Origin of the sequence: Streptomyces sp. NPDC088747 (genome assembly GCF_044751025.1) — a bacterium.
In the GTDB taxonomy this organism is placed as follows: Bacteria; Actinomycetota; Actinomycetes; order Streptomycetales; family Streptomycetaceae; genus Streptomyces.
Genome location: NZ_JBIVKZ010000019.1, coordinates 121,502 through 148,350 on the forward strand (window position 1 = coordinate 121,502; position 26,849 = coordinate 148,350).

Below are 26,849 nucleotides of genomic sequence, written 5' to 3' on the forward strand. Positions count from 1 at the left end.
CCTCCCGTTCTACACTGCTCACCCAATAGTGCCCATTTCGGACACGCCGCCCGGACCTCCGCGCGGCGCAGCCGTGCCGGGTGCGCGCATTATCGCCCTACTTGCCGCGAATCAGCACCGGTACAGCTTACGTTGTACAACGCGGCGCACTCCGTCAGGGTGTACTGCGCATCACAACAACACACCGATTGGCGTCAAGATTCCTAAGGTCGCCAGGAGTTGGCGTTTCCTTTGCAGACGCAGGGCCCCGCCGAAGAGTTCCGGCGGGGCCCTGGGCGAAATGGGCTACTTGCCCGTGAACTTCTCGTACTCCTTGAGGACCTCGTCGGTCGGGCCGTCCAGGCGCAGCTCACCGCGCTCCAGCCAGAGCACACGGTCACAGGTGTCGCGGATCGACTTGTTGTTGTGACTGACCAGAAACACCGTGCCCGCGCTCTTGCGCAACTCCCGGATGCGCTCCTCGGAGCGCTTCTGGAACTTGCGGTCACCGGTGGCCAGTGCCTCGTCGATCATCAGTACGTCGTGGTCCTTGGCGGCGGCGATGGAGAAGCGCAGGCGGGCCGCCATGCCGGACGAGTAGGTGCGCATGGGGAGGGTGATGAAGTCACCCTTCTCGTTGATGCCCGAGAAGTCGACGATCTCCTCGTAGCGCTCCTTGATCTGCTCGCGGGACATGCCCATCGCGAGGCCGCCCAGAATGACGTTCCGCTCGCCCGTCAGGTCGTTCATGAGGGCCGCGTTGACGCCGAGCAGCGAGGGCTGGCCGTCGGTGTAGACCTTGCCCTTCTCCGCCGGCAGCAGTCCTGCGATGGCGCGCAGGAGGGTGGACTTGCCGGAGCCGTTGGAGCCGATCAGGCCGACGGCCTCGCCGCGGTAGGCGGTGAAGGAGACCCCGCGGACGGCGTGCACCTTGCGGACCCCTCGGTCCTCGCTCCGCTTGAACATGCGGCTGAGTGCCGAGGTGGCGCTGCCCTTGCCCGTCTTGGCGCCGTTGACGCGGTAGACGATGTGCAGTTCGTCTGCGATGACGGTGGGGATGTGGGACGTGCTGGGCTGCTCAGCCACGGCCGTACCTCTCTTCCGCCTTCCAGAAGTACACGAACCCGCCGACCGCGACGAGGACGGCCCAGCCGGCGGCGACCGCCCAGACGTGCGGGGGCAGGTTCTCGGAGCCGTAGGCGTCGATGAGGGCGAAGCGCATGAGGTCCATGTAGATCGCGGCGGGGTTCCACTGCAGGACGTCGGCGATCCACTGCGGCTTGTCGGCGAGCATCACGGGGATGGAGTACATGACGCCGGACGCGTACATCCACGTACGCATCACGAACGGCATGAGCTGCGCCAGGTCCGGGGTCTTGGAGCCCAGCCGGGCCATGATCAGCGCGAGGCCGACGTTGAAGAGGAACTGGAGCGCGAGCACCGGGACGATCAGAAGCCACGACAGGGTGGGGTAGCTGCCGAACCCGACCGCCACGATGAACAGCACGACCATCGAGAAGAGCAGCTGCTGGAGCTGTTGCAGCGAGAAGGAGACGGGCAGCGAGGCGCGCGGGAAGTGCAGCGCCCGGACCAGTCCGAGGTTGCCGGAGATCGCGCGTACACCCGACATCACCGAGCTCTGGGTGAAGGTGAAGGTGAAGACGCCCGTCACCAGGAACGGGATGTACACCGTCATCGTCATGCCGCGGTCGGCCTGGAGGATCAGTCCGAAGATCAGGAAGTACACAAGGGCGTTGAGCAGCGGCGTCACCACCTGCCACAGCTGGCCGAGCTTGGCCTGGCTGTACTGGGCGGTCAGCCTCGCCTGTGAGAAGGCCAGGATGAAGTGCCTTCTGCCCCACAGCTGACGCACGTAGTCGGCGAGCCCCGGACGGGCGCCGCTGACCGCGAGCCCGTACTTGGCGGCCAGTTCGGCCGCGGAGAGCCCGTCATCGGGCGACGGTCGATCGCTCACCGCGACTCCGCCGTCATGCGTTGTCTCACTCACAAGTGGAAACTTTCGTCTTCAAGATGCGCACAACCTGGTCGGGCGTAGGCATGAGCCAGGGACCGGGGTACGGCCACGAATGGTCTCAGAAACGAGCTTGTCAGATGACAGGAGGTCGGCCCAGTCGGGTCAGGCGCCACACCGTACGCCACTTCATGGGGCGCCTGGGGCCGCACGGGCTGGTCCAGCCTTCCCGGAAACCGCCGAACCAGGCCCGCAGGGCGGGCTTCGAGGGGCGGCGGGCGAGCGTCAGGAGCATCCATACCCCCAGGTAGACCGGGACGAGAGGAGCCGGGAGGTTGCGGCGCGCGAGCCAGACGCGGTTGCGGGCCACCATGCGGTGGTAGACCGCGTGCCGCGAGGGCGCGGTCGTGGGGTGGTTCAGCACCATGTCGGACCGGTAGTCGATCATCCAGCCCGCGTCGAGAGCACGCCATGCCAGGTCGGTTTCCTCGTGCGCGTAGAAGAACTCGTCCGGGAGCTCGCCGACTTCGGCGAAGACCTTCGTACGGATGGCGTTGGCGCCGCCCAGGAAGGTGGTGACCCGGGAGTCGCGCAACGGGTCGGAGGCGCGCAGCCGCGGGACGTGGCGGCGCTGGGTCTGGCCCGTCTCCGGGTCGGTGATGCGGAAGCTGATGATGCCGAGCCTCGGGTCGGCGGCGAAGGCCTGCCGGCACAGTTCGGCGGTGTCGTGGCGGGCGAGGTGGCCGTCGTCGTCGAGGAAGAGGAGGATGTCGACCTCGCTGCCGCCGGGGCCGAATGCCTCTATGCCGATGTTGCGGCCGCCGGGGATGCCGAGGTTCTCGGGCAGTTCGACCGTGCGGATGCCCTCGGGCAGCTCGGGCACGGGCGAGCCGTTGCCGACCACGACGACCTCGATCGGGTCGCCGTCCTGCTTGGCGACCGAGTCGAGGAGGGCCCGGAGTTCGTCGGGGCGGTTGCCCATCGTGATGATGACCGCCCCGACCCTCGTCGGCGCACTCACTTCAGCCTGCTGGAGGCGAGGATGGACACGAGGTGCAGCAGGGTCTGCAGGATCGCGATGCCGGCCAGGACCGCGATGCCGAGGCGGGTCCAGAAGAGGTCGCCGCCGATCAGGTCGAGGACCGCGACGAGGAGGATGAAGAGGCTGGCTTCGACGCCGCCCACCAGCCGGTGGAACTTCAGGGCCGCGGCCGCCCGACGGGCCAGAGCGAGCCCGGCGGAGCGCGGCGCGGCGGCCTCGTCCTTGACCGCCGGCAGGCCGCTGCGGGCCCGCGCCACATCGACCAGGTCGGTCTCCGCCTTGATCAGGATCGCGCCGAGGGCGGCCAGGGTTCCGATGAACGCCCACAGCCACTCGGGGCTCTCGGAGCCGTCCAGAAGGTCCGCGCCGCGCAGGCCGAAGCCGACCAGGAGGGCCGCCTCGGAGAGGTAGTGGCCCACGCGGTCGAGGTAGACGCCCGTTATGGAGGTCTGCTTGCGCCAGCGGGCTATCTCGCCGTCGACGCAGTCGAGCAGCAGGTAGAGCTGGATCAGGATCGCGCCGAGCAGGGCCCCGGTCAGTCCGGGCACGAGCAGTGCGGCGCCGGCCAGGACGCCCGCGACGACCATCAGACAGGTGAGCTGGTTGGGCGTGATCCTGGCGTTGACCAGGAACGGGTCCACCCGCAGCGAGATCTCTCGCATGTACAGGCGTCCCGCCCAGTGCTCACCGCTGCGCCGGTCCTTCACCCCTTCGGGATGAACGACGGGGCGGAGTTCAGCTACTGATGGCCTTGGCATAGTCGGCGTAGATGTCCTTGATCTGGTGGGTTTTCAGGTCTAGGTGTTCGAGGATCGTGTAACGGCCCGGCCTGGTGCGCGGAGCGAACTCCACGACCTGGCAGAACTCGTCGACGGTGAATCCGATCTCCTCCGGTGTCACCGGCAGCCCGTGCCGGTGGAGCACCTCGGCCATGTACGCCGACTCCTCGTGGGCGCCGCGCAGGTACATCGCGAAGGCCGCGCCCAGGCCGCACTGCTCGCCGTGGCTCGCCGCGCGCCGGGGGTGAAGGAGGTCGAAGGCGTGGTTGATCTCGTGGCAGGCGCCCGAGGAGGGACGCGAGTCGCCGGAGACGGACATGGCGACGCCGCTGAGGACCAGCGCCTCGGCGAGTACCTGGAGGAAGTCGTTGTCGCCGACGCCGCCGGGGTGGCGCAGCACGGCCTCACCGGCCTGGCGCGCCATCGCGGCGGCGAGGCCGTCGATGCGCTCGCCGTTGACGCGGTTGGCCAGTTCCCAGTCCGCGATCGCGGAGATGTTGGAGACGGCGTCGCCGATGCCGGCGCGCACGAAACGCACGGGGGCCTCGCGGATCACGTCGAGGTCGATGACGACCGCGATGGGGTTGGGCACGCCGTACGAGCCGCGCCCGGCGTCGTTGTCGAGGGTCGCGACCGGCGAGCACAGGCCGTCGTGCGCGAGGTTCGTGGGTACGGCGACCAGGGGGAGGCCGACGCGTGCCGCGGCGAACTTCGCGCAGTCGATGATCTTGCCGCCGCCGAGGCCCACGACCGCGTCGTAGTGCCCGGCCTTCATGGCGCCGGCGAGTTCGATCGCGTCGTCGAGGGTGCCGCCGCCGACCTCGTACCAGGTGGCGCCGGGCAGGTCCGGGGCGAGCCGCTCGCGCAGCCTGGCGCCGGAGCCGCCGCTCACCGCGACGGCCAGCTTGCCCGAGTGCGAGATGCGCTCGTCGGAGAGCACTCCCGCCAGGTCGTCCAGGGCGCCCGGGCGGATGTCGACGACGACCGGCGAGGGGATGAGCCTCGTCAGTACCGGCACGCGATCTCACGTCCCTTGGCAAGGTCGTCGTGGTTGTCGATCTCGACCCAGGGGATGTCGCCGATCGGCGCGACGTCGATCTGGAAGCCGCGGTCGACGAGTTCCTGGTAGCCGTGCTCGTAGAACTGCTGCGGGTCCGTCTCCCACACCGTCTTCAGGGCGTCGGCCAGTTCGTCGGCGGCGGCGCCCTCGATGAGGGTGACGCCGATGTACTCGCCGGTGGCCTCGGCGGGCTCCATGAGCTTGGTGATCTTCCGGACGCCCGTGTCGAGGTCGACGACGACCTTCATCTCCTCGTCGGCGAGCTTCTTCACCGTGTCGAGGGCGAGGATGATCTTCTTGCCGTCGCCGCGGGCCGCGAGCAGCGTCCTCTCGACCGAGACGGGGTGCACGGTGTCGCCGTTGGCGAGGATCACGCCGCCCTTGAGGGCGTCACGGCCGCACCAGAGGGAGTAGGCGTTGTTCCACTCCTCGGCCTTGTCGTTCTCGATGAGGGTGAGCTTGAGGCCGTACTTCTCCTCAAGGGCCGCCTGACGCTCGTACACGGCTTCCTTGCGGTAGCCGACGATGATGCCGACCTCGGTCAGACCGATCTCCGCGAAGTTGCGGAGGGTCAGGTCCAGGACCGTGATGCCGTCCTCCGTGCCCGCGGGGCCGACCGGCACGAGAGCCTTGGGGAGGCTGTCGGTGTAGGGGCGCAGACGCCTTCCGGCGCCGGCCGCCAGCACGAGGCCGATCATGCGGGTTCTCCTTCGTCGTGTACGGCGGGCGCACCGCCCAGATGGGCGGTCACCCAGAAGCGGATGCTCTCGGCGAGCACCAGCAGGGCCAGGGCCACGGCGAGGACCACGAGCGCGACCTCGAACTGCGCGGCGGTGAGCAGCGCGGCCAGCACGGTGACCAGCAGTGTCCTGCCTTCGTGTCCGCCGGCCGCCCGCACCAGCCAGTGCGGCGGGGCGCCCGCGTCACCGCGAATGCGGTACACCGTGTCGTAGTGATGGTAGGCGACGGCGGCCACCAGGCCGAAAGCCGCGGGAAGCGCTCCGTTCACCTCCGCTTTGGCCGCCAGTACCAGAACGGTGCCGTACTCGGCCGCGCGGTAGAACGGCGGGACCAGCCAGGCGAGGGCGCCCTTGAGGGGGCGGACGATGGCCACGGGCGACAGGAGTACGTAGACCACGGCGCCCAGGACAGGCCACCAGCTTCCGTACGGGGCGGTCCAGGAGGCGACCACCACGACGGCGCCCGAGAACAGCGCGACGTAAGCGGGGGCCCGCAGGTTCACCCGGCGGGTGAGGCGTGCCAGCAGCTCGGCGAGCGGCCCCGAGTCCGTGAGGTCCGCCAGTGCCCGCGCTCCCCGGTCCGTGTAACGCGCCCTGCGGGTGAGCGAGCGCAGTACGCGGCCCGCGGTGGTGTACGTCGCGGCGAAGGCGCAGCCGATGAGGAGGGCGTAGAAGGTGATACGCGGCGTGGTCAGTGCGGTGAGGACGGCGATCATGGCCCAGCGTTCGCCGATGGGCAGGACGATCATGCGGCGTGCCCAGACGGTCCAGCCGACGCTGTCGAGCCTGCCCGAGAGCGCCGCGGTGGGGCCGGCGCCTCCGCCGGCGGCCGTGCTGTCGGCGTTGGCCTCGTTGAAGGAGAAGTCGACGACGTGGCGGCAGGTCTGGAGGACCATCGCGCCCAGGGCGAGGGCCCACACGTCGTCACCGCCGCCGCGGGCCGCGCCGAGGGCGAGGCCGGCGTAGTAGGCGTACTCCTTGGCGCGGTCGAAGGTCGCGTCGAGCCAGGCGCCGAGTGTGGAGTACTGGAGCGAGTAGCGGGCGAGCTGCCCGTCGGTGCAGTCCAGGACGAAGGAGAAGAGGAGCAGCAGTCCTGCCGCGACGAAGCCGGCACGGGTGCCGGTGGCGGCGCAGCCCGCGGCTATCAGGGCGGTGAGCAGTGAGGCGGTCGTCACCTGGTTGGGGGTGAGGCCGCGGCGGGCGCACCAGCGGGCGAGGTAGCGCGAGTACGGGCTGACGCAGTAGGTGGTGAAGAAGCCGTCGCGGGCCTTCACGGCGCCGCGCAGCCGGACGGCCTCGTCGTCCACGGCGGCGACGGCCTGGCGGGCTTCGTTGCGCTCCTGCGGGTCGGCGGGGACGGCCGCGACGAGTGTGCCGAGTTCGGTGCGGTGGACGGTCACGCCGTCGGCGTCGAGGGTCGCGGTGACGCGGTCGGCGAGGTTCTCCGTGGCGACGGCGACGCCGCCCGCGGCGGAGGTCTCACGGGCGACCGCCCTGGTCAGCGCGGGACGGGCGGCGGGCTGTGCCGAGACGGCGCCGGGGAGTGCGGCGACGGGGAAGCGGGGGTCCGTGAGGCCCAGGCGCAGCGCGTGCACATGCCCCACGAAGCGGGCGTCGACCACGGCGACCCGCTGACCGGCCGGTACGGCGGCCAGGAGTGCCTCGGCGTCACCGGTGTCGGGGGCGAACCGCACGTCGAACCCGAGGGACCGCAGATCGCCTTCGAGCGACGATCCGGGTACCGGCTGGCCGGTGAGGATGGCGGTCGACAGCGAACTCACTCCCTGGGTGGCCGGCGCGGCCTGGCGCCGGGCGTGTACGTATCTGGGGCGCCCAGGGGCTGGTCCGGGCGGCGTGTCGGCAGAGGTTACCGGATGGATGGAAGCGGCTGTTCACCGATCGTTCAGGCCCGATCAACCAGATCTGCCTAGTCGCCTCCGCCGCGATCATCATCAGGGATCCAGGGTCCACGCCACAAACCGCGCCGTCATATCAACTCATTTTCGGCATCAGGAACAGACCAGCAGACACGGACCAGCGGACACGGCCAGCGAGCCGCCGGGCGGCGGCACCGGCACGGGTTGGCACCCATGACATGGAGGACGTCCCGCTCGTACGGGGCGGATCTCATCACGGAGGACACCCCGTGCGCGCCGATGAGCCCGTACAGCGAGACGAAGCGCCGCACGGACACCCGCCGAGTGATCTTGTCGTCACTCTGACCTGCGAAACGTTTCCGCAGGTCAGAGCATATGACAACGGTGTTCAGTGCCGCGTTGCCCGATACCCCCCGCCCGTAGTTCACTGTGATTCGGGGCGGCGAACGGCGGAGAAAGAGGAGGCGGCTTCCATGGGGGCTGGGCACGACCACGGGCACGCGCACGGCGCTCCCCCGACGGGCACCGCGGCGGCGGCCTACCGCGGGAGGCTGCGCATCGCACTGTCGATCACGCTCACCGTCATGGTGGTCGAGATCGTCGGAGGCGTCCTCGCCGACTCCCTCGCGCTCATCGCCGACGCCGCCCACATGGCGACGGACGCCCTGGGCCTGGGCATGGCCCTGCTCGCCATCCACTTCGCCAACCTCCCGGCGAGCAAGAACCGCACCTTCGGGTTCGCCCGCGCCGAGATCCTCGCCGCCCTCGCCAACTGCCTGCTGCTGCTCGGCGTCGGCGGATACGTGCTGTACGAGGCGATCCAGCGCTTCCTGACGCCCGCCGACACCGCTGGCGGTCTGACCATCGTGTTCGGCCTGATCGGCCTGGTCGCGAACATGATCTCGCTCACCCTCCTGGTGCGGGGCCAGAAGGAGAGCCTTAACGTCCGGGGCGCGTTCCTCGAAGTCGTGGCGGACGCGCTCGGCTCGCTGGCGGTGCTGATCGCCGCGGTGGTCATCCTCACGTCCGGCTGGCAGGCCGCCGACCCGATCGCCTCGATCGTCATCAGCCTGATGATCGTCCCGCGCACCTGGAAGCTGCTTCAGGAGACGCTGAACGTGCTGCTGGAGGCAGCCCCCAAGGACGTCGACATGGCGGAGGTGCGGGCGCACATACTGGCGCTGCCCGGCGTGGAGGACATCCACGACCTGCACGCCTGGACCATCACCTCGGGAATGCCGGTCCTCTCCGTCCATGTGGTCGTCAGCTCCGAGGTCCTGAACGCCATCGGCCACGAGAAGATGCTCCACGAACTCCAGGTCTGCCTCGGCGACCACTTCGACGTCGAGCACTGCACGTTCCAGCTGGAGCCGAGCGGGCACGCCGAGCACGAGGCGAAACTCTGCCACTGAGGGGTCCCCGCACCGCCCCACGCAGGGGGCATCCGAACATCTGACAGCCCCCGTCCGGAGCGGTTCCTCGTCCGTGGCACCGGGCACGATCAGGTGTCCGGCGCTCGCGGTGTGTGACGTACGTCGGCTCGCGCGCCCCGCTCCGGGCTCCCGGAGCGGGACATGCGGGGAGCCGCGAAGTGCCGGGAGTGCCGGTTTCGTACGGCAGACTTGGGGCTCGAAGACCGATGCGAAGGATGGGTATGCCGATCACACCTGCCACCGCGACGCACAGTTCGTCGAACGGCACCGTTGAAGCGATCTTGCTGGAACTGGTCGACGAGGACGGCAACACGATCGGTACGGCGGAGAAGCTCGCCGCCCACCAGGCGCCGGGGCAGTTGCACCGGGCGTTCTCGGTGTTCCTCTTCGACGAGCGCGGACGGATGCTGCTCCAGCAGCGCGCCCTCGGCAAGTACCACTCCCCCGGTGTCTGGTCCAACACCTGCTGCGGCCATCCCTACCCCGGCGAGGCACCGTTCGCGGCCGCGGCCCGGCGGACGTACGAGGAGCTGGGTGTCTCCCCGTCGCTCCTCGCCGAGGCGGGCACCGTCCGTTACAACCACCCGGACCCCGACTCGGGCCTGGTGGAGCAGGAGTACAACCACCTCTTCGTCGGGATGGTGCAGTCCCCGGTGCGCCCCGACCAGGAGGAGGTCGAGGCGACGGCCTTCGTGAGCGCCGCCGAGCTGGCGGAGCGGCACGCCGAGGAGAAGTTCTCCTCGTGGTTCATGACGGTTCTGGACGCGGCCCGGCCGGCGGTCAGGGAACTGACGGGCCCCTCCGCCGGCTGGTGAGGGCCCCGCGGGGCCAGGGGGTGCCGTTTGGGTCAGCCCGGGCTGAGCGGCAGGGCGGCCCAGATCACCTTGCCGCCGCTCGACGTGTGCTCCACGTCGCACACCCCGCCGGACTCCCTGGTGATCTCCCGCACGAGCAGCAGACCACGGCCGCCGGTCTGCCCGTGGTCGGCCTCCAGGGCGGTCGGACGGTAGGGGTGCTTGTCCTCCACGGAGACCCGCACCCACTCCGCGCCTACGGCGACCTCCACGGCCAGCACCGGCGAGAGGAGCGCCGCGTGCCGCACCGCGTTGGTGACCAGCTCGGAGACGATCAGCAGGAGTCCGTGGACGATGTCGTCCGCGACGGGCACCCCTTGGCGGACGAGCAGGTCCCTTACGGCGTGCCGCGCCTGGGGCACCGAGGCGTCGATGGCGGGAGCGGTGAACCGCCACACTCCCTCGTAGGGAAGTGGGCCGGGAGGTCTCCCTTCAGGGGGCATCTCCACACCCCCTTCAGGACTCGAAGCGGACCCCCGCCCGAGGTTCTCCATCGTCCGGTCGCCACCCTTGCGCTCGATTGTCACCACCCAATGAGTGTTGGTTCTGGCCCGGCGCGCACCGCATAACTGAACAGAAGTCAGCGACTATCGACAGCTTTTGATCGTCAATGCATGACCTTGCTGGTTGAGGGACTGCTCCTGTCCTTGTTGCGCCGACTTCGGGATCTATTCGGGTTGTACGGGTTTGACGCCGGGCTCGTCCGGTTCGTTCTTGATCACCCACTTGCGGCGGCGGATAGCATCCGGGCCATGGAGCCGCAGCTGTCGCACAGCGTCACCGACGGGGTCGCCACCGTCGTCATCGACCATCGGGCCAAGCGCAACGCCATGACCGCCGGCATGTGGCGGGCGTTGCCTTCCCTGCTCGGCGAGTTGACCGACGACGCGGCCGTACACGCGCTGGTGCTCACCGGGGCGGGCGACACGTTCTGCGCCGGCGCCGACATCTCGACGCTGCGTGACTCCCCCGACGAGGCACAGGGGCTGGCCGGGCTCGCCGAGGAGGCGCTCGCGGCGTTCCCGAAACCGACTCTCGCGGCGATCCGCGGCCACTGCGTGGGCGGCGGCTCCCAGCTCGCGGCGGCCTGCGATCTCCGGTTCGCGGAGGAGGGGGCGCTGTTCGGGGTGACACCGGCGAATCTGGGAATCGTCTATCCGTCGTCCGCCACCCGGCGGTTGGTGTCCCTGGTGGGCCCTGCCACCGCCAAGTACCTGTTGTTCTCAGGCGAGTTGATCGACGCCGAGCGGGCGCTGCGCACGGGTCTCGTGGACGAGGTGCTGCCCGGAGGTGAACTCGGCAAGCGGGTCGCCGAGTTCACGCGCCTGCTGTCCACCCGGTCCCTGCTGACGCAGGCGGCGGCCAAGGAGTTCGCGAACGGTCACGCGGACCGGGACGCCTACTGGACGGAGCAGGCAAGGGGCAGCGGCGACGCCGCGGAGGGGGTCGCCGCGTTCCTGGAGCGCCGGGAGCCGCGCTTCACATGGCGGGCGTCGGGCTGAGGCCTGGGCGGAGCGCCACCGGGCGACCAGGAAGGCGGGGCTCGGCCCCCGCGAAGACCTCCACGGGGCCCGCATGGCATCGAGGCTCTGGACGTCGCCCTGCCCGTCGCCCTCCCTACCCGTGGCCCTGCCTGTCGCCCTGCCTGTCGCCCTGCCTGTCGTCGTAGAGGACGGCCAGGACGGTTCGCACGGCCTCGATCGTTGGCGTGGGCGGTGATGGCCGCGATGACGGATCGCCCCCTTTCCCGCCATTCGGGATCCCGGGCGGATCCTGCGGTTCCCTCCGTACTAACCAGTCGGTAATGTGCCGGGCATGACCACTCCACTGCCGGATCGCGCCGGGCGCCGCTGCCACAACGTCCTGAACTCGATCGTCGCGGCGCTGTACTTCTCGCCCGACCTGGACCGGGAACTGGCCGGTGTCGGGATCGAGGACAGCAGAGGCGCGTACTTCGCGACCCGGGCCGCGGCCATGGGCGCGGTGGGCCCGGGCACGGTGACGGCGACGTTCTACAACTTCCACCACGAGCTGGTGGCGCGGCACGTGCCCGGGGTGTGGCGGACCGCCTCCCCCGAGACGGTGCTCGCGGCCCGCTCCCGCGCCGTCGACGCCACGCTGCGGCGGCTGCTCGGCGAGGACGCCAGCGCCTCCAAGGAGGTGGCCGAGGCCGCGGAACTCGCGCTGCGGGCGGCCGAAGCCTGCACCAGGACCGCGCGCCCGCTGTACGCCGCCTACGCGGACCTGCCCGTCCCCGACGCGCCGCATCTCGCCCTCTACCACGCGGCCACCCTGCTCCGTGAGCACCGCGGCGACGGCCACCTCGCGGTGCTGCTCGACTCGGAACTCGACCCTGTCGAGGCCCTGGTGAGCCACACGGCGACCGGTAAGGGCATGACCCCCCGGTGGGCGCTCGGCACCCGTGGCTGGTCCCGTACGGACTGGGAGGAGGCGGTCCTGCGGCTGCGCGGGCGCGGGCTGCTCGACGCGAACGGCGAGTTGACCGAGGCGGGCGTCGCCTTCCGCAAGGACATCGAGGTGCGGACCGACCGGCTCGACCGGGCGCCGTACGAGCATCTGGGCGCGGCGGGCGTGGAACGGCTCATGGAACTGGGGAAGGCCCTGCTGCTGACGGCGTTCACCGCCGGCGCGTTCCCGGAAGGCATGATCGGCAAGGAATGAGGTACCCGTAAGTCTCCGGGCCCGACCGGTCCGGAGACGAAAGGGGAGACTTATGTTCCGCGCGATCGCAGACGTTCTGCGACAGATCGGTTCGGCCATCGCCACCGTCGTGACCCTGCCGTTCCGGGCACTGGCACGACTGTTCGGGGGCGCCTCGCACTCCGGGCGGAGCCGAAGGACCTGACGGATCCCCGCTGCCGGTGCCCTCTTTCGGGCTCGCTCGCGGTCCCGGTGTCGCCCTGATCCACCGTTGTCGGTGTCACCTGCCACAATTGCCGCGCAACCCCAGTGGAGAAGGCGGTACGGGATCGTGACGACACCCCTCGTAGGGTCCATCGAAGGCAGGATCGCCGAGGAGCTCGGCGTACGGGAGCGGCAGGTCAAGGCCGCCGTCGACTTGCTCGACGGCGGATCGACGGTGCCCTTCATCGCCCGCTACCGCAAGGAAGCGACGGAGATGCTCGACGATGCGCAGCTGCGCACCCTCGAGGAGCGGCTGCGTTATCTGCGGGAGCTGGAGGAGCGGCGCACCGCGATCCTGGAATCGGTGCGCGAGCAGGACAAGCTCACTCCGGAGATCGAGGCGCAGATCCGGGGCGCCGAGACGAAGGCGCGCCTGGAGGACATCTATCTGCCCTTCAAGCCCAAGCGGCGCACGAAGGCGCAGATCGCCCGCGAGGCGGGGCTCGAACCGCTGGCCGAGGGACTGCTCGGCGACCCGTCGGTCGATCCGCTCGCCGCGGCGGCTGCCTTCGTCGACGCCGACAAGGGCGTCGCCGACGCGCAGGCCGCGCTGGACGGCGCCCGCTCGATCCTCACCGAGCGGTTCTCCGAGGACGCCGACCTGATCGGCGAGCTGCGCGAGCGCATGTGGGTGCGCGGCCGGCTGGTCGCCAAGGTGCGCGACGGCAAGGAAGAGGCGGGCGCGAAGTTCGCCGACTACTTCGACTTCGCCGAGCCCTTCAAGGCGCTCCCCTCGCACCGCGTGCTCGCCATGCTGCGCGGCGAGAAGGAGGACGTCCTCGACCTCGTCCTGGAGCCCGAGGAGCCCTCCGAGCAGCCCGGTCCCTCCTCGTACGAGGGGATCGTCGCCCACCGTTTCCACATCGCCGACCGCGGCCGCCCCGGCGACAAGTGGCTGACGGACACGGTCCGCTGGGCCTGGCGGACCCGCCTTCTCGTGCACCTCGGCATCGACCTGCGGCTGCGGCTGCGGACGGCCGCCGAGGACGAGGCGGTCAACGTGTTCGCGTCGAACCTGCGGGACCTGCTGCTCGCCGCCCCCGCGGGCACGCGCTCGACGCTGGGCCTGGACCCCGGTTTCCGTACGGGTGTGAAGGTCGCCGTGGTCGACGCGACCGGCAAGGTCCTCGCGACGGACGTCATCCACCCGCACGTCCCGGCCAACAGGTGGGACGAGGCCGTCGCGAAACTCGCCCGGCTCGCCAAGGAACACTCGGTCGAGCTGATCGCCATCGGCAACGGCACCGCGTCCCGCGAGACGGACAAGCTCGCCGGTGAACTCATCACCAAGCACCCGGAGTTGAACCTCACCAAGGTGATGGTCTCCGAGGCGGGCGCGTCGGTGTACTCCGCGTCCGCGTTCGCCTCCCAGGAGCTGCCCGACATGGACGTGTCGCTGCGCGGCGCCGTGTCCATCGCGCGCCGGCTCCAGGACCCGCTGGCCGAGCTGGTGAAGATCGACCCGAAGTCCATCGGGGTCGGGCAGTACCAGCACGACCTGTCCGAGGTGAAGCTGTCGCGTTCGCTGGACGCGGTGGTCGAGGACTGTGTGAACGGCGTGGGCGTGGACGTCAACACCGCCTCGGCGCCGCTGCTCTCCCGGGTCTCCGGCATCACCTCCGGCCTCGCCGAGAACATCGTGTCCCACCGCGACGCGAACGGGCCGTTCCGGTCCCGTACGGCCCTGAAGGACGTGGCCCGGCTCGGCCCCAAGGCCTACGAGCAGTGCGCGGGCTTCCTGCGGATCCGGGGCGGGGAAGATCCGCTGGACTCCTCCAGCGTGCACCCCGAGGCGTACCCCGTGGTGCGTCGCATGGTGAAGACGGCGGGGAACGAGGTCGCCTCGCTGATCGGCAATTCGGGCGTCCTGCGTTCGCTGAAGCCGGCGGACTTCGTGGACGAGAAGTTCGGTCTGCCGACCGTGACGGACATTCTGAGGGAGCTGGAGAAGCCGGGGCGCGACCCCCGGCCGGCGTTCAAGACGGCGACCTTCAAGGACGGCGTCGAGAAGCTGTCCGACCTCGTGTCCGGGATGGTGCTGGAGGGGGTCGTCACGAATGTCGCCGCCTTCGGGGCGTTCGTGGACGTGGGTGTCCACCAGGACGGGCTCGTGCATGTGTCGGCGATGTCCAAGACCTTCGTCAAGGACCCCCGGGACGTGGTGAAGCCGGGTGACATCGTCAAGGTGAAGGTGCTGGAGATCGACATTCCGCGGAAGCGGATCTCGCTGACGCTGCGGTTGGACGACGAGGCGGTTCCCGCGGAGGCTTCTTCGGGGGGTGGGCGTGCGCAGCGTGGTGGGCGGCCGCCTCAGCAGCGGCAGCAGCCTCGGCAGGGGCAGGGGCAGGGCCGTTCCGGCGGGGGTGGGGCTCCTCGGCAGGCGGTGGCGCCTGCCAACAGTGCGATGGCGGACGCGTTGCGGCGGGCGGGGCTGGCGGATCCCAAGCGGGGGAAGGGCTGACGGTTCGCTTGCCGGGTTCCCCGTCTTGCGGGGAGCCCGGTGTCGGGGTGGGGCTCGGGTGTTTTTCGCCCCCTCCGCCCCTTCCCGTCCCGTCTCTCGGGGGCTCCGCCCCCGAACCCCCGCTCCTCAAACGCCGGAGGGGCTAAGGATTTCTAGCGCTCCTTCACCTTGCCCGCCATGACCTCCAGGCGGCGCGTGGTGTGGACGGCGTCGAGCATGCGGCGGTCGTGGGTGACCAGGAGGAGGGTGCCCTCGTAGGTGTCGAGGGCGGACTCCAGTTGCTCGATGGCGGGGAGGTCGAGGTGGTTGGTCGGCTCGTCGAGGACGAGGAGGTTGACGCCTCTGCCCTGGAGGAGGGCGAGGGCGGAGCGGGTGCGTTCGCCCGGGGAGAGGGAGCTCGCGGGGCGTAGCACGTGGTGGGACTTTAGGCCGAACTTGGCGAGGAGCGTGCGGACTTCGGCGGGCTCGGTGTCGGGGACGGCCGCGCAGAACGCGTCGAGCAGCGACTCGGTGCCGTGGAAGAGCTTGCGGGCCTGGTCGACCTCGCCCACGACCACCCCGGGGCCGAGGGCGGCGTGACCGGCGTCCAGCGGGACCCGGCCCAGCAGGGCGCCCAGGAGCGTCGACTTGCCCGCGCCGTTCGCGCCGGTGACCGCGACGCGGTCGGCCCAGTCGATCTGGAGCGTCGCCGGGCCGAAGGCGAAGTCACCGCGACGAACCTCCGCGTCACGCAGGGTGGCGACGACCGCGCCCGATCGCGGTGCCGCCGCGATCTCCATACGCAGTTCCCACTCCTTGCGCGGCTCGTCGACGACGTCCAGCCGCTCGATCATGCGCTGCGTCTGCCGGGCCTTGGAGGCCTGCTTCTCGCTGGCCTCGCTGCGGAACTTGCGGCCGATCTTGTCGTTGTCGTTGCTCGCCTTGCGCCGGGCGTTCTTCACGCCCTTGTCCATCCAGGAGCGCTGCATCTGGGCGCGCCCTTCGAGCGCGGACCGCTTGTCGGCGTACTCCTCGAAGTCCTCGCGTGCGTGCCGGCGCGCGGTGTCCCGCTCCTCCAGATACGCCTCGTAGCCGCCGCCGTAGAGGGTGATCTCCTGTTGCGCCAGGTCGAGTTCGAGCACCTTGGTGACGGTGCGGGTCAGGAACTCGCGGTCATGGCTGACGACGACGGTGCCCGCGCGCAGGCCCGCCACGAATCGTTCGAGCCGTTCCAGGCCGTCCAGGTCCAGGTCGTTCGTCGGCTCGTCGAGGAGGAACACGTCGTAGCGGGAGAGCAGCAGGGAGGCGAGTCCGGCGCGGGCCGCCTGGCCGCCGGACAGGGAGGTCATGAGGTGGTCGAGGCCGACGGCCAGTCCGAGGGAGTCGGCGATCTCCTCGGCGCGCTCGTCGAGGTCGGCGCCGCCCAGGTCGAGCCAGCGTTCCAGACTGGTGGAGTACGCGTCGTCCGCGCCCGGCGCGCCGTCGACCAGTGCCTGGGTGGCCTCGTCCATCACCCGCTGGGCCTCGGCCACGCCGGTGCGGCGGGCGAGGAAGTCCCGTACGGTCTCGCCCTCGCGTCGCTCGGGTTCCTGTGGCAGGTGCCCGACGGTCGCGGACGGCGGGGACAGCCGCAGCTCGCCCTGCTCCGGCGCGAGGAGTCCGGCGAGCAGCCGGAGCAGCGTGGACTTGCCCGCGCCGTTGGCACCGACCAGCCCGATCACGTCTCCGGGTGCGACGACGAGGTCGAGCCCGGAGAAGAGGGAGCGGTCGCCGTGTCCGGCGGCGAGATTCTTGGCGACGAGGGTGGCAGTCATCAGATGGCCGATCCTAACGGCCGGGGCGCTGTCCCCCGTCACGGATATCCGTCTGACAGGTGCCGCCCCCGGCATGGACATCCGTGGGCCGGGCGCCATCTCCGGGCACACACACGTCCGTGGGCCGGGGTCAGTGCACCATCGGCTCCACCAGGACACTCCCCGCCGTGCGCGCCACGATGAAGGACTCTCCCCTCACGGCCCTGGCGTCCAGGGCGAGCCGGTGCCGGCCCGTCTCCAGGACCCCGTCGAAGACCTCCTGGGCGTGGGTGCGGTAGAGGTGGTCGAGGCGGTACGCCGTCAGCTGGACGCGGCAGGTCGAGGTGACCTCGATGCCCGCCTCGCCGTCAGCCGCGACCATGCGGGTGAGGCGGCGCAGTTCACGCGGGCTGCGGTCCAGGGCGTGTTCTATCTGGGCGACGAGGAGCGGAACGATCGGGGCCAGGCCGTCGACGTAGGCCACCTCGACGCTCGCACGGTCGAAGGTCCCTCGTACGGCGGCGCGTTCCCCCTCGCCGACGGCCCGGCCGAAGGCCACCGCGCCGTACGTGCGCAGTTCGTCGGGCGGGACCCGCGTGGCGTCCCGGGTGATGTCGGCGCCGATGCCGATGGTGCGCAGGGCGGCGGCGAGCTTGGCGAGGACGGCGACGCGTGCGCCGATGAGGAGGACGCGGCGGCGGGGTCCCGAGTCGCCGTTCAGCAGGGAGTTCAGGGCGCTGCGGTACTCGGCGCCGTGGAAGCGGAACGGCCCTATCCCGTGGTAGCCGTTGCGCTCCAGGTCGGGCTGTTCGTCGGTCTGCCAGGCGAAGTCCCGCCACACGTAGTCGTCGTCGGCCTTCTCGATGACCGCGGTGACGGCTCCGCAGTCCAGGCCCTCGCACTCGGGACAGCCGTAGATGACGTACCGGCCGCCGTCGAGCGGAGCGTCGGCTTCCAGCAGGAGGCTGCGGACCTGGGCGGTGAAGATCGCGGGTGGCACGTCGGAGGCGAGCGGGGAGACGGCGTCGAGGTCGGAGAGCTGGAACAGCAGCGGGCGGCCGTCGACGACGAAGTCGACGAAGTCCCGGTGCACTTGGTAGTCACCGTTGGCGAGGACTCCACCGGCACGCATCGCCGGTGCCAGGCCGAAGGTCGCGTACTCGGCAGACATGCTGTGAGTATCCCCAGAACGGGAGCGGTCTGAGCACGGCATGACATATTCCGCTACGGTCCGCGGGTGGAGACCGACGGATGCGGCGACGTGATCGTGGTGGGCAGCGGGGTCATCGGCCTGACGACGGCCGTAGTCCTGGCGGAGAGCGGCAGGCGCGTCCGGGTGTGGGCGCGGGAGCCCGCCGGGCGGACCACCTCGGCGGTTGCGGGCGCGCTGTGGTGGCCCTACCGCATCGAACCGAAGGCGCTCGCCCGCGACTGGGCTCTTCGATCACTCTCCGTGTACGAGGAGTTGGCCGCGTCTTCCGAGGCGGCGGGCGTACGCATGGTCGAGGGCGTAATGGGCGAGTCCCGGCTGGACGAAGAGGGCCAGTGGGCCGCCGGGCGGCTGCCTGGGCTGCGGGCCTCGACGGCCGAGGAGTACGCGGGGACGGGTCTCTGGGCCCGGCTTCCGCTGCTGGACATGCCGGTGCACCTGCGGTGGCTGCGCGAGCGGCTGCTGCGGGCGGGCGGGAGTGTCGAGGTCCGCGCGGTGACGGACCTCGCGGAGGCGACGGCGCCGGTGGTGGTCAACTGCACGGGCCTCGGCGCCCACGGGCTCGTACCGGATCCCGGCCTGCGTCCCGTGCGCGGACAGCTCGTGATCGTGGAGAACCCCGGGATCCACACCTGGCTGGTCACGACGGACGCGGAGACCGGGGTGAGCACCTACCTCTTCCCGCAGCCGGACCGGCTGGTCCTGGGCGGCACGACCGACGAGGACGACTGGTCGCTGACGCCCGAGCCGGCGGTGGCCGCGGAGATCGTCAGGCGCTGCGCCGCGCTGCGCCCCGAGGTCACCGGGGCGCGGGTACTGGGTCACCGGGTCGGGTTGCGGCCGGTGCGCGATCGTGTGCGGCTGGAGCGTGAACAGCTCCCCGACGGGCGGGTGTTGGTGCACAACTACGGTCACGGCGGGGCGGGGGTCACGGTGGCGTGGGGGTGCGCGCGGGAGGCGGCGACGTTCGCCTCCCACTGACCGTCTCCCGCCGACCACCGTCCTCGGTCGGGGGCCGACCCGGGACCGGCTGCCCCACCGCCACGGCCGACCCGGGACCGGCTGCCCCACGGTCACGGCGACCCGCCACCGACTCGCACATGGTCACACTCGCTCGTCAGTGAACTCCCGGGAGCTGTACGCCCGCTCAGCCGGGGTCGCACGCCAACTCAGCCGTGGTCCTCTCCGATCGGGTCGCCCTCCGTCTCCGTGCCGGGGCCCGGGCCGATGCGGATCTCGAAGTCGCCGTCGAACCGCTTGTGCCCCTCGATCACGGCGAGTTCGACGACCTCCAGACCCATCTCGCCGCGCACGATGACGGGGTCGGCGCGCAGGTCGCGCATGAGTGCCACGCACATGCCGATCATCACGACGACGAAGGGTGCCGCGGCGAGGATGGTGAGGTTCTGGAGGCCGGTGAGCGCGTCGCCCTGGCCGCTGCCGACGAGCAGCATGATGGCGGCGACCGCGCCGGTCAGGACGCCCCAGAACACCACCACGAACCGGCCGGGTTCGAGCGCGCCCTTCTGGGAGAGCGTGCCCATCACGATGGACGCCGCGTCGGCTCCGGAGACGAAGAAGATGCCGACCAGGATCATCACGAGCAGGCTGGTGGCGGTGGCGATGGGGAACTCGGCCAGCACCCCGAAGAGCTGTCCCTCGGGCGTGGATTCGCCCGCGAGCTCTCCGGTCTCCCTCAGCTTCATCGCCGTACCGCCGAAGACCGCGAACCAGACCAGGCTGACGGTGCTGGGGACGAGGATCACGCCGCCGACGAACTGCCGGATGGTGCGGCCGCGGCTGATGCGGGCGATGAACATGCCGACGAACGGCGTCCAGGAGATCCACCACGCCCAGTAGAAGACGGTCCAGCTGCCCAGCCACGCGGCGACACCCTCGCCACCGCTGGCCTCGGTGCGGCCGGCGAGCTGCGGCAGGTCGCCGAGGTAGGCGAAGATCGAGGTGGGCAGCAGGTCCAGGACGATGATGGTCGGTCCCGCGAAGAACACGAAGACGGCCAGGATCAGCGCCAGCACCATGTTGGTGTTGGACAGCCACTGGATGCCCTTCTCGACGCCGGAGACGGCCGAGGCCACGAACGCCACCGTCAGCACGGCGATGATCGCGACGAGCAGGCCGTTGCTCACCTTGTCCATCCACTCCAACTCCGTGAATCCGGAGCCGATCTGGAGGGCGCCCAGGCCCAGTGAGGCGGCGGAGCCGAAGACGGTGGCGACGATCGCGAGGATGTCGATCACCCGGCCCCAGCCGCCGTTCGCGTGCCGCTCGCCGATGAGCGGTGTGAAGACCGCGCTGATCGTCTGGCGCCGGCGCTTGCGGAAGGTGCTGTAGGCGATGCCGAGACCGACCACCGCGTAGATCGCCCAGGGGTGCAGCGTCCAGTGGAAGAGGGTGGTGGCCATCGCCGTCTCCATGCGTTCGCCGGAGTCGGCCGGGGTGGTGCCCGGCGGGGGTGTGTCGTAGTGCGCCAGCGGCTCGCTCACGCCGTAGAACATCAGGCCGATTCCCATGCCGGCGCTGAACATCATCGCGACCCACGACACGGTGCGGAACTCGGGCTCCTCGCCCTCCGCGCCGAGGTGGATCCTGCCGTAGCGGCTGATCGCGAGCCAGAGCGCGAAGACCACGAAACAGGAGGCGGCCAGCATGAAGGCCCAACCGCCGTTGTGGATCAGGCCGTTGAGCATCCTGGTGGAGACGCTCTCCAGCGAGTCGGTCGCGACCGAACCCCAGATCACGAACGCGAGGGTGAGCGCGGCCGTGACGCCGAACACCACTCGGTCGGTCCGCCCACCGTGAGCCGTCTCTTCTGCTTGCCCCGTCATGGGCGGCACCTTTCGCGATAGGGCGTATGGGGTTTATAGAAGTTATTGCCCCATACGCCCTATCACAGGTGCGGCCGTGCTCGGCGTCTCAGCAGTCGGTGTCGGGCTCCCCCGCCGCGAGCCGGTAGGGCGCCCGCTCGTCGAGGAGCAGGGGGACGAGCGCACGCAGCGACTGACGGAGGGGTACGAGGACGCCGCCGCCCTCGTGCCGTACGCGGACGCCGTGCAGGCTGAGCTCGTCGCTGAGGTCCGTGTACTGGTCCGCGGTGAGCCGGTAACCGCAGGGCGGGTCCTGGATCACCTCGGACGGCTCGGCCGGGTCGTTGTCGGCGCCGCCGAGGTAGACCGGGCCGGTGTCCAGGTAGCCCTTGAGCCTGGCGGCCCACGTGGCTTTCTCGACCCGTGCGCGGTGCTCCCCGGTGAAGGTGAACAGCCCGCCGAGCGCGGCGAGTTGTGAGTCCACCCGGCGGCGCTGGTTCAGGGCCGGGTCCGCCTGTTCGGCGTCCGTGAGGGCGTCGACGCGGCTCTCGATGAGGAGTCCCGCGGAGTGTTTGACGCCCGACATGTTACGCAGGATGCGCTCCTGGCCGTCTCCGGCCACCTGTTGGACCGGATCGCCGGTCACGGGGTCGGTCCAGATGCCGTACGTGCCCGTCGAGTACCCCTCCTCGGCGGCGGCGGGCCGTACGTAGTCCAGTGAGAGCGTCCGCGCCTCGTCGTGCACGGCCGTGTCGGTGTTGAGGTTGCGGGGCCAGAGGTCGAAGAGGTCCTTGTCGTAGTACGGGGGCGTCGCGCCGTACTCGTGCAGGTCGTAGACGACGTCGGGGGCGCGGTCGCGGACGACGGCGGCCATCGCGCGGGCCTCGGCGGTCCGGAGGGCGAGATGGTCGCGGTTGATGTCGAGGCCGTCGCTGTTTCCGCGGGTGTCGGCGGCGCGGCCGTCCGGGTTGGCGGTGGGCACGACGAGCAGGGTGGTGGTCTTCAGGAAGCGCCGGGTGCGCTGGTCCTTCGCGTACGCCAGGTCGCGGATCGTGGTGAGGCAGGCGTCGCGTCCGGACGGCTCGTCGCCGTGCTGGCTGCACACGAGGAGCACGGTGGTGGCGGCGCGGGGTGCGCCGACGCGGACGAGCTGGAGCGGACGGTCCTGCTTGGTCGTGCCGATCCTGGTGACGGAGACCTGGGCGCTCGCCCGGTCGATGGCTGCCAGGAAGTCCTGTTCCTCGGGCTGGCTGGTCCAGCGGGCGCCGTCGCTCTGCTCGAAGCCGGTGCGCGGCGGCGCGGTCTCCGCCGCGTGCGCGGGTGCGGTCAGCAGGGGCACGGCCAGGGCCGTGGCGGTCGCCGCCACGGCCAGGGCGCGGATCACCAAGCCGGTCAACTGCTCTCTCCAGGGATGCGAAGGGCGGCGCGCGGGTCGCGTACGCCGTCGAGGACGGAGGCGTCAGGAGTCGCGACGGACCCCGTGGCGGCCTTGGCGAAGGCCTTGGCGCCGCCGACCAGCGGGACCCGGGCCGAGGTGCGGGCCAGGTCGAGCGTCAGGGTCGGTGTGGTGGACGGCGGGTCGATGAGGTCCCTGTCGGTGCCCGCGACGATGAGGGCGAGCCGGTGCCCCTCGGGGACGACGTGGTCGGTGGCCGCGAGGTCCAGCGTGATGGTGTACGCCCTGCCCGGGGTGAGCGGGACGCCCTTCGTCATGGACGCGTGATTGCCGAGGTCGGCCCAACCGCGGCTGAAGACGGTGTAGTCGACGTCCGCGTTCTTCGAGCGGGTCTCCCGGAAGCAGGAGCTGTCGCCGGTCGTGCTCGGGCCCCAGCAGGTGCGGTCCGTGAGCGTGGTGATGCCCTCGCCGGCGGCGGCGTAGTCGCGGATGGTGTCCGGGCCCAGGTCGACAAGTACCGCCGAGAGGTGCGCCGTTGACGTCGTCGGGGTGGCGGTGATCGTCACCTTCGACGAGCCGGACAGCCGTAGGTCCCTGGTCAGCGGCTTGGTGACGAAGCCCGCCTTGTCGGGAGTCGGCTGGTCGACGTACGCCGCCCAGTCGGTCTCGCTCAGCCGCGGGTCGTCGGTGAAGGTCTCGGTTCCGGAGCGCCTGTCGAGTCCGAGGGTGCCGACGCCCGCCGCGGAGCCCTTCGCCGGGCGCAGGGTGGTCGTGTCGGTGGCGCGGGGCGGCCAGACACGGGAGGTCACCCACTGGTCGGGGTGGCGCTCGATGTCGGCCATGGGCTCGTCGTCGATGCCGTTGTCGTAGCCGAGGAGTTCGTGGTCGAACCAGCGGTGCAGGGTGTCGACCCACTCGGCGCGGCGGAAGTCGAACGGGTCGACGTGGCCCGTCTGCGAGATCCAGATCTTGCGGTCGACCCCGTTCTCGGCGAGCGCGTCCCACCAGGGACCGACGTGCTGGGTACGGACGTTGAGGTCCTGGGCGCCGTGGATCAGGAAGACGCTCGCCGTGACCTTGTCCGCGTCCTTGACATAGTCGCGCTCGCTCCAGAAGGGGGTCCAGTCGCCGGTGCGCGGTGCCCCGTCGACGATCTTCTGCTGGACCGCGGCGCACTTGGCGCGGGCGTCGGGGCTGTCGACGTAGTCGGACAGCCAGTCCGGGCCGGAGTCGTACAGCGGGGCGCCCTCACTGAAGTAGTAGTCGTACCAGGAGGAGATCGCGCTGATCGGCACGATGGTCTCCAGGCCCCTGACGCCGGTGGCGGCGACGCCGTTGGCGATGGTGCCGTCCCAGCTCTTGCCGATCATGCCGGTCCTGCCGTTGGTCCAGCCGGCCTTGGACGTGGCGGTCCCGGTGCGTGAGGTGTACGCCTTGGCCCGGCCGTTGAGCCAGTCGACGACCGCCTTCGCGGACTGGATGTCACTGCGGCCTCCCACGTCGACGCAGCCGTCGGAGCGGTTGGTGCCGGCCAGGTCGACGCCGACGAACGCGTAGCCCCGGGGCACGAAGTAGTTGTCGTAGAAGAGCGGCATCTGGACGACGTCGCCGTTCGCGTCGTACGTCTTGCGCTGGCTCTCGTTGCCTCGTCCGCAGCAGGAGTAGTACGGGCTGGCGTCCATGATCACGGGCACCTTGCGGCCCGGCACGGCGAGTTCGCGGGGCCGGACGATGTCGACGGCGACGCGGTCGCGCTTCCCGTCGCTGTCGCCGTCGAGGCCGGTGTCCACCCACACGGATTCGCGGATCGCGTTGTCGTATGAGTAGATCGGGGCGCTCTCCCGCGGGGCACTGTGTGCGGCGACCGGGGTGAGCAGGGTTGCCATCAGGGCGGCCGTGGCCGCCGTCGCGAGCGATCTCCAGGTCGTGAAGCGCATACGGCGCGCACGTATCGGCATGGGCGGAAGGTACCCCGGTCAACTCCCGTACAAAAGAGGGTCTGTGAAAGGCCTGTGGGGCGGGATTGCTCATGACGGCCGAATGGCGATCGTGTGACAGGGGTGGCCGTGGACATGACCGGGGGCACAGGGTCTGAATAGGCTCCGAACAGACTTCACGCCCCCACAACTTGGAGCTTGACGTGCACCGCAGACTCATCGCACCGGGCGCGCTCGCGGCCTCACTCCTGCTGGCGGTCCCGGCATCGGCGGCCGGTTACGCCCCCGGGGCACCGGGCATCGGCGACCCCTACTACCCGGCCTACGGCAACGGCGGCTACGACGTCTCGCATTACGATCTGCGGCTCCAGTACCAGCCGCGGACCGACGAACTGGAGGGTACAGCGACCCTTCTGGCGACCGCCAAGGAGGATCTCTCACGCTTCAATCTGGACTTTCTCCTCGATGTGAGCGAGGTGCGGGTCAATGGCGTGAAGGCGTCGTTCACCACCTCCGGCGAGCACGAACTGGAGATCACCCCGAAGACGCCGCTGGCCAAGGGCAGGACCGTGACGATCGTGGTGCGCTACAGCGGTGTGCCCTCGTCGAAGTCGGCGTACGGGTTCACCAGTTGGCACCGCACCCCTGACGGCGGCGTGGGCGCGAACGAGCCCGAGGCCGCGTGGTGGTGGTTCCCCAGCAACGACCACCCGCTCGACAAAGCCACCTACGACGTGTCGGTCAACGTCCCCGACGGCACCCAGGCGATCTCCAACGGCACGCTCCAGTCGACCAGTTCGCGGCTGGGCTGGACGCGCTACAACTGGCGGTCGAACAAGCCGCAGGCCACCTATCTCGCCACGCTCGCGGTCGGCAGGTTCGACATCACGACCGGGACGACGGAGAGCGGCATCCCGATCGTCAACGCGTACAGCAAGGATCTCGGCGACAACGACGGGGCGGCGCGGGCGAGCATCGAACGCACCGGTGAGGTCGCGGACTTCCTCACCGGGTACTTCGGCCGCTACCCCTTCAATGCTTTGGGTGGATACGTCCCGAACACCAACACCGGGTACGCGCTGGAGACCCAGACCCGGCCGTTCTACAGCCCGCGCCAGTTCGCGAACGGTTCGAACGTGTCCGTCGTCGTCCACGAGCTGGCCCACCAGTGGTACGGGGACGACGTGTCCGTCGCCGGGTGGAAGGACATCTGGATCAACGAGGGCTTCGCCAGGTACGCGCAGTGGCTGTGGTCGGAGCACGAGGGCGAGGGGACGACGCAGGAACTCGCGGACTATGTGTACGCCTCGCACCCGGCGGACGACGCCTTCTGGACGGTCGCGCCCGGGGACCCGGGGCCGGAGAACCAGTTCGACCTCGCGGTGTACGACCGCGGGGCGCTGGCGATCCAGGCGCTGCGGAACGAGATCGGGGACGACGCGTTCTTCACCGTCCTGAAGGGGTGGCCGAGTGAGCACGCGTACGGGAACGCCACGGTCGGCGACTTCCGTGAGTACGCCGAGGAGGTGTCCGGAAAGGCGCTCGGCCCGCTCTTCGACACCTGGCTCTACCAGCCGTCGAAGCCGGCGGCGCCCGCGGCGCTGAGCGCGTCGATCGCGCGGTCGGCGGGGGCCGAAGGGGCGGCTTCGCCGTCTCGGCCGAAGTCGTGGAAGAAGATCGCCGCGACCGACTCGGTTCACGATCACTGAGGTGGTCCAGGACAGGGCCGTAGGACCTGTCCGTGTGTCTCGGCCCGGTCGGCGTCTCACGTGACCCGCGGGCTGTCCGGCCGGGGCGCTGGCATGGCGAGCCGCCGCCCCGGCCGCGCCTTCGACCTGCTCGCTGGGGGCGTTCCCCCGGCGTACGGGGGCCGGCCTTCCGCCGGGTGGGTCTCAGTCTCAGGAGATCGGCCAGCTGCGCAGGGCGGCGTCGGCCGTTTCCTGGAGTTCGTCGCGGCAGACACCGCTCGCCGCCTGGACGGCGATGCCGTAGGCGAAGGTCGTGAGGTAGCGGGCCAGTAGCCCCGGGTCGGTCTCCGGAGGCAGGTCGCCCTCGTCGACGGCGCGCCGGAACCGCTCGCGGACGCGGGAGTAGCCGTCGTCGCGCCAGGCGACGAGGAGGTCACGGACCTCCTGCCCGGCGTCGCTGACGGTGAGGGCGCTCTGCACGCCCAGGCACCCGTGGGGATTGGCCGGGCGGGTGGTGGTCCGCACGGTGCCGGCCAGGATCGCGGTGGCGACGCCGAGGGCGGTCGGCTCCTCTAGGGCTCGGGCGAGATAGGCGCTCGGGCCTTCGGTGTAGCGCTCCAGGACCTTGCGGAACAGCTTCTCCTTGTTGCCGAAGGCCGCGTACATGCTGGTGGTGGAGATACCCATCGCGTTCGTCAGGCCCGCCGTACTGGTGCCCTCGTAGCCGTGCTTCCAGAAGACCAGCATGGCGCACTCGAGAGCCTCGTCGACGTCGAATCCTCGCGGTCGGCCCATGGGGCCGCTCAATTTCTTCTCCACCCCGACAGCCTACCTCTTCTGCAGCGATCGCTTCAGAAGTGCTACCGTTCGACTTCCGCATCGATCGCTGCGGAAGTCGA

At 70.3% G+C, this 26,849-nt stretch carries 22 protein-coding genes; 8 read left to right on the forward strand and 14 right to left on the reverse strand.

The annotated features are described in order from the left end of the window. Window positions 1-285 precede the first annotated feature (285 nt). The 7 genes from ACIP79_RS34725 to ACIP79_RS34755 all read right to left on the reverse strand — a co-directional run bounded on the left by ACIP79_RS34725 (window position 286) and on the right by ACIP79_RS34755 (window position 7,344). Window positions 286-1,065 carry an ABC transporter ATP-binding protein gene (locus ACIP79_RS34725; protein WP_401229903.1) on the reverse strand — a complete coding sequence of 260 codons (780 nt, stop codon included), beginning with the start codon at window positions 1,063-1,065 and terminating at the stop codon, window positions 286-288. Continuing rightward, window positions 1,058-1,987, reverse strand: a complete 930-nt coding sequence (locus ACIP79_RS34730) for an ABC transporter permease (protein WP_383688508.1) — start codon at window positions 1,985-1,987, stop codon at window positions 1,058-1,060. Before ACIP79_RS34730 ends, ACIP79_RS34725 begins: the two co-directional genes overlap by 8 nt. A 100-nt stretch (window positions 1,988-2,087) precedes the next feature. Next, window positions 2,088-2,972 carry a glycosyltransferase family 2 protein gene (locus ACIP79_RS34735; protein WP_401229905.1) on the reverse strand — a complete coding sequence of 295 codons (885 nt, stop codon included), beginning with the start codon at window positions 2,970-2,972 and terminating at the stop codon, window positions 2,088-2,090. Further along, entirely contained in the window at window positions 2,969-3,751 is a 783-nt protein-coding gene (locus ACIP79_RS34740; RefSeq protein WP_401229908.1) for a CDP-alcohol phosphatidyltransferase family protein, read from the reverse strand. The genes ACIP79_RS34735 and ACIP79_RS34740 overlap by 4 nt, the downstream gene beginning before the upstream one ends. Then, window positions 3,729-4,790: an iron-containing alcohol dehydrogenase family protein gene (locus ACIP79_RS34745; protein ID WP_383688505.1), complete on the reverse strand. Its 1,062-nt coding sequence runs from the start codon at window positions 4,788-4,790 to the stop codon at window positions 3,729-3,731. Before ACIP79_RS34745 ends, ACIP79_RS34740 begins: the two co-directional genes overlap by 23 nt. Continuing rightward, the gene (locus tag ACIP79_RS34750) at window positions 4,778-5,530 is read right to left on the reverse strand and encodes a sugar phosphate nucleotidyltransferase (RefSeq protein ID WP_401229912.1); all 753 of its coding nucleotides are present in this window, start codon (window positions 5,528-5,530) and stop codon (window positions 4,778-4,780) included. Before ACIP79_RS34750 ends, ACIP79_RS34745 begins: the two co-directional genes overlap by 13 nt. Further along, window positions 5,527-7,344, reverse strand: a complete 1,818-nt coding sequence (locus tag ACIP79_RS34755; RefSeq protein WP_401230085.1) for a DUF5941 domain-containing protein — start codon at window positions 7,342-7,344, stop codon at window positions 5,527-5,529. Before ACIP79_RS34755 ends, ACIP79_RS34750 begins: the two co-directional genes overlap by 4 nt. A gap of 578 nt (window positions 7,345-7,922) precedes the next feature. On the opposite strand from ACIP79_RS34755, the gene ACIP79_RS34760 reads away from it, so the two are divergent. After that, the gene (locus ACIP79_RS34760) at window positions 7,923-8,861 is read left to right on the forward strand and encodes a cation diffusion facilitator family transporter (protein WP_401229914.1); all 939 of its coding nucleotides are present in this window, start codon (window positions 7,923-7,925) and stop codon (window positions 8,859-8,861) included. A gap of 242 nt (window positions 8,862-9,103) precedes the next feature. Next, window positions 9,104-9,697 carry an isopentenyl-diphosphate Delta-isomerase gene (gene idi, locus ACIP79_RS34765; protein WP_387187690.1) on the forward strand — a complete coding sequence of 198 codons (594 nt, stop codon included), beginning with the start codon at window positions 9,104-9,106 and terminating at the stop codon, window positions 9,695-9,697. A 32-nt stretch (window positions 9,698-9,729) separates the two neighbouring features. On the opposite strand, the gene ACIP79_RS34770 is transcribed toward idi, so the two are convergent. Beyond that, window positions 9,730-10,230 carry an ATP-binding protein gene (locus ACIP79_RS34770; protein ID WP_401230087.1) on the reverse strand — a complete coding sequence of 167 codons (501 nt, stop codon included), beginning with the start codon at window positions 10,228-10,230 and terminating at the stop codon, window positions 9,730-9,732. A gap of 258 nt (window positions 10,231-10,488) precedes the next feature. Here ACIP79_RS34770 and ACIP79_RS34775 point away from each other — a divergent pair, with 258 nt between their 5' ends. From ACIP79_RS34775 to ACIP79_RS34790, 4 genes are all read left to right on the forward strand, one after another. After that, complete coding sequence (locus ACIP79_RS34775; RefSeq protein WP_401229917.1) at window positions 10,489-11,238, forward strand: enoyl-CoA hydratase/isomerase family protein; 750 nt, start codon at window positions 10,489-10,491, stop codon at window positions 11,236-11,238. A 313-nt stretch (window positions 11,239-11,551) separates the two neighbouring features. Continuing rightward, window positions 11,552-12,418 carry a hypothetical protein gene (locus ACIP79_RS34780; RefSeq protein ID WP_401229920.1) on the forward strand — a complete coding sequence of 289 codons (867 nt, stop codon included), beginning with the start codon at window positions 11,552-11,554 and terminating at the stop codon, window positions 12,416-12,418. A 52-nt stretch (window positions 12,419-12,470) separates the two neighbouring features. Then, complete coding sequence (locus tag ACIP79_RS34785; RefSeq protein ID WP_365431326.1) at window positions 12,471-12,602, forward strand: LPFR motif small protein; 132 nt, start codon at window positions 12,471-12,473, stop codon at window positions 12,600-12,602. A 126-nt stretch (window positions 12,603-12,728) separates the two neighbouring features. Further along, window positions 12,729-15,122, forward strand: coding sequence for a Tex family protein (locus ACIP79_RS34790; RefSeq protein WP_401229923.1), 2,394 nt, complete (start codon window positions 12,729-12,731; stop codon window positions 15,120-15,122). A gap of 152 nt (window positions 15,123-15,274) precedes the next feature. Here the strand turns inward: ACIP79_RS34790 and ACIP79_RS34795 are convergent, their stop codons facing one another. Continuing rightward, entirely contained in the window at window positions 15,275-16,915 is a 1,641-nt protein-coding gene (locus ACIP79_RS34795) for an ABC-F family ATP-binding cassette domain-containing protein (protein ID WP_401229925.1), read from the reverse strand. Window positions 16,916-17,045: 130 nt separating this feature from the next. After that, the gene (locus tag ACIP79_RS34800) at window positions 17,046-18,065 is read right to left on the reverse strand and encodes an oxidoreductase (protein WP_401229928.1); all 1,020 of its coding nucleotides are present in this window, start codon (window positions 18,063-18,065) and stop codon (window positions 17,046-17,048) included. A gap of 66 nt (window positions 18,066-18,131) precedes the next feature. Here ACIP79_RS34800 and ACIP79_RS34805 point away from each other — a divergent pair, with 66 nt between their 5' ends. Continuing rightward, window positions 18,132-19,085, forward strand: a complete 954-nt coding sequence (locus tag ACIP79_RS34805; RefSeq protein ID WP_401229931.1) for an FAD-dependent oxidoreductase — start codon at window positions 18,132-18,134, stop codon at window positions 19,083-19,085. A 188-nt stretch (window positions 19,086-19,273) separates the two neighbouring features. Here the strand turns inward: ACIP79_RS34805 and ACIP79_RS34810 are convergent, their stop codons facing one another. From ACIP79_RS34810 to ACIP79_RS34820, 3 genes are all read right to left on the reverse strand, one after another. Continuing rightward, on the reverse strand, window positions 19,274-20,950 hold the full coding sequence (locus tag ACIP79_RS34810) for a BCCT family transporter (protein WP_401229934.1): 1,677 nt from the start codon (window positions 20,948-20,950) through the stop codon (window positions 19,274-19,276). Between the two features lie 88 nt (window positions 20,951-21,038). Next, complete coding sequence (locus ACIP79_RS34815; RefSeq protein WP_401229936.1) at window positions 21,039-22,325, reverse strand: M14 family metallocarboxypeptidase; 1,287 nt, start codon at window positions 22,323-22,325, stop codon at window positions 21,039-21,041. Next, entirely contained in the window at window positions 22,322-24,283 is a 1,962-nt protein-coding gene (locus ACIP79_RS34820) for a Xaa-Pro dipeptidyl-peptidase (protein ID WP_401229938.1), read from the reverse strand. The genes ACIP79_RS34815 and ACIP79_RS34820 overlap by 4 nt, the downstream gene beginning before the upstream one ends. Window positions 24,284-24,465: 182 nt before the next feature. Between ACIP79_RS34820 and ACIP79_RS34825 the strand changes: the two genes are divergently transcribed. After that, the gene (locus ACIP79_RS34825; protein WP_401229941.1) at window positions 24,466-25,971 is read left to right on the forward strand and encodes a M1 family metallopeptidase; all 1,506 of its coding nucleotides are present in this window, start codon (window positions 24,466-24,468) and stop codon (window positions 25,969-25,971) included. Window positions 25,972-26,160: 189 nt separating this feature from the next. Here ACIP79_RS34825 and ACIP79_RS34830 read toward each other — a convergent pair whose 3' ends face one another. Next, complete coding sequence (locus ACIP79_RS34830; RefSeq protein ID WP_401230090.1) at window positions 26,161-26,745, reverse strand: TetR/AcrR family transcriptional regulator; 585 nt, start codon at window positions 26,743-26,745, stop codon at window positions 26,161-26,163. Window positions 26,746-26,849 lie beyond the last annotated feature (104 nt).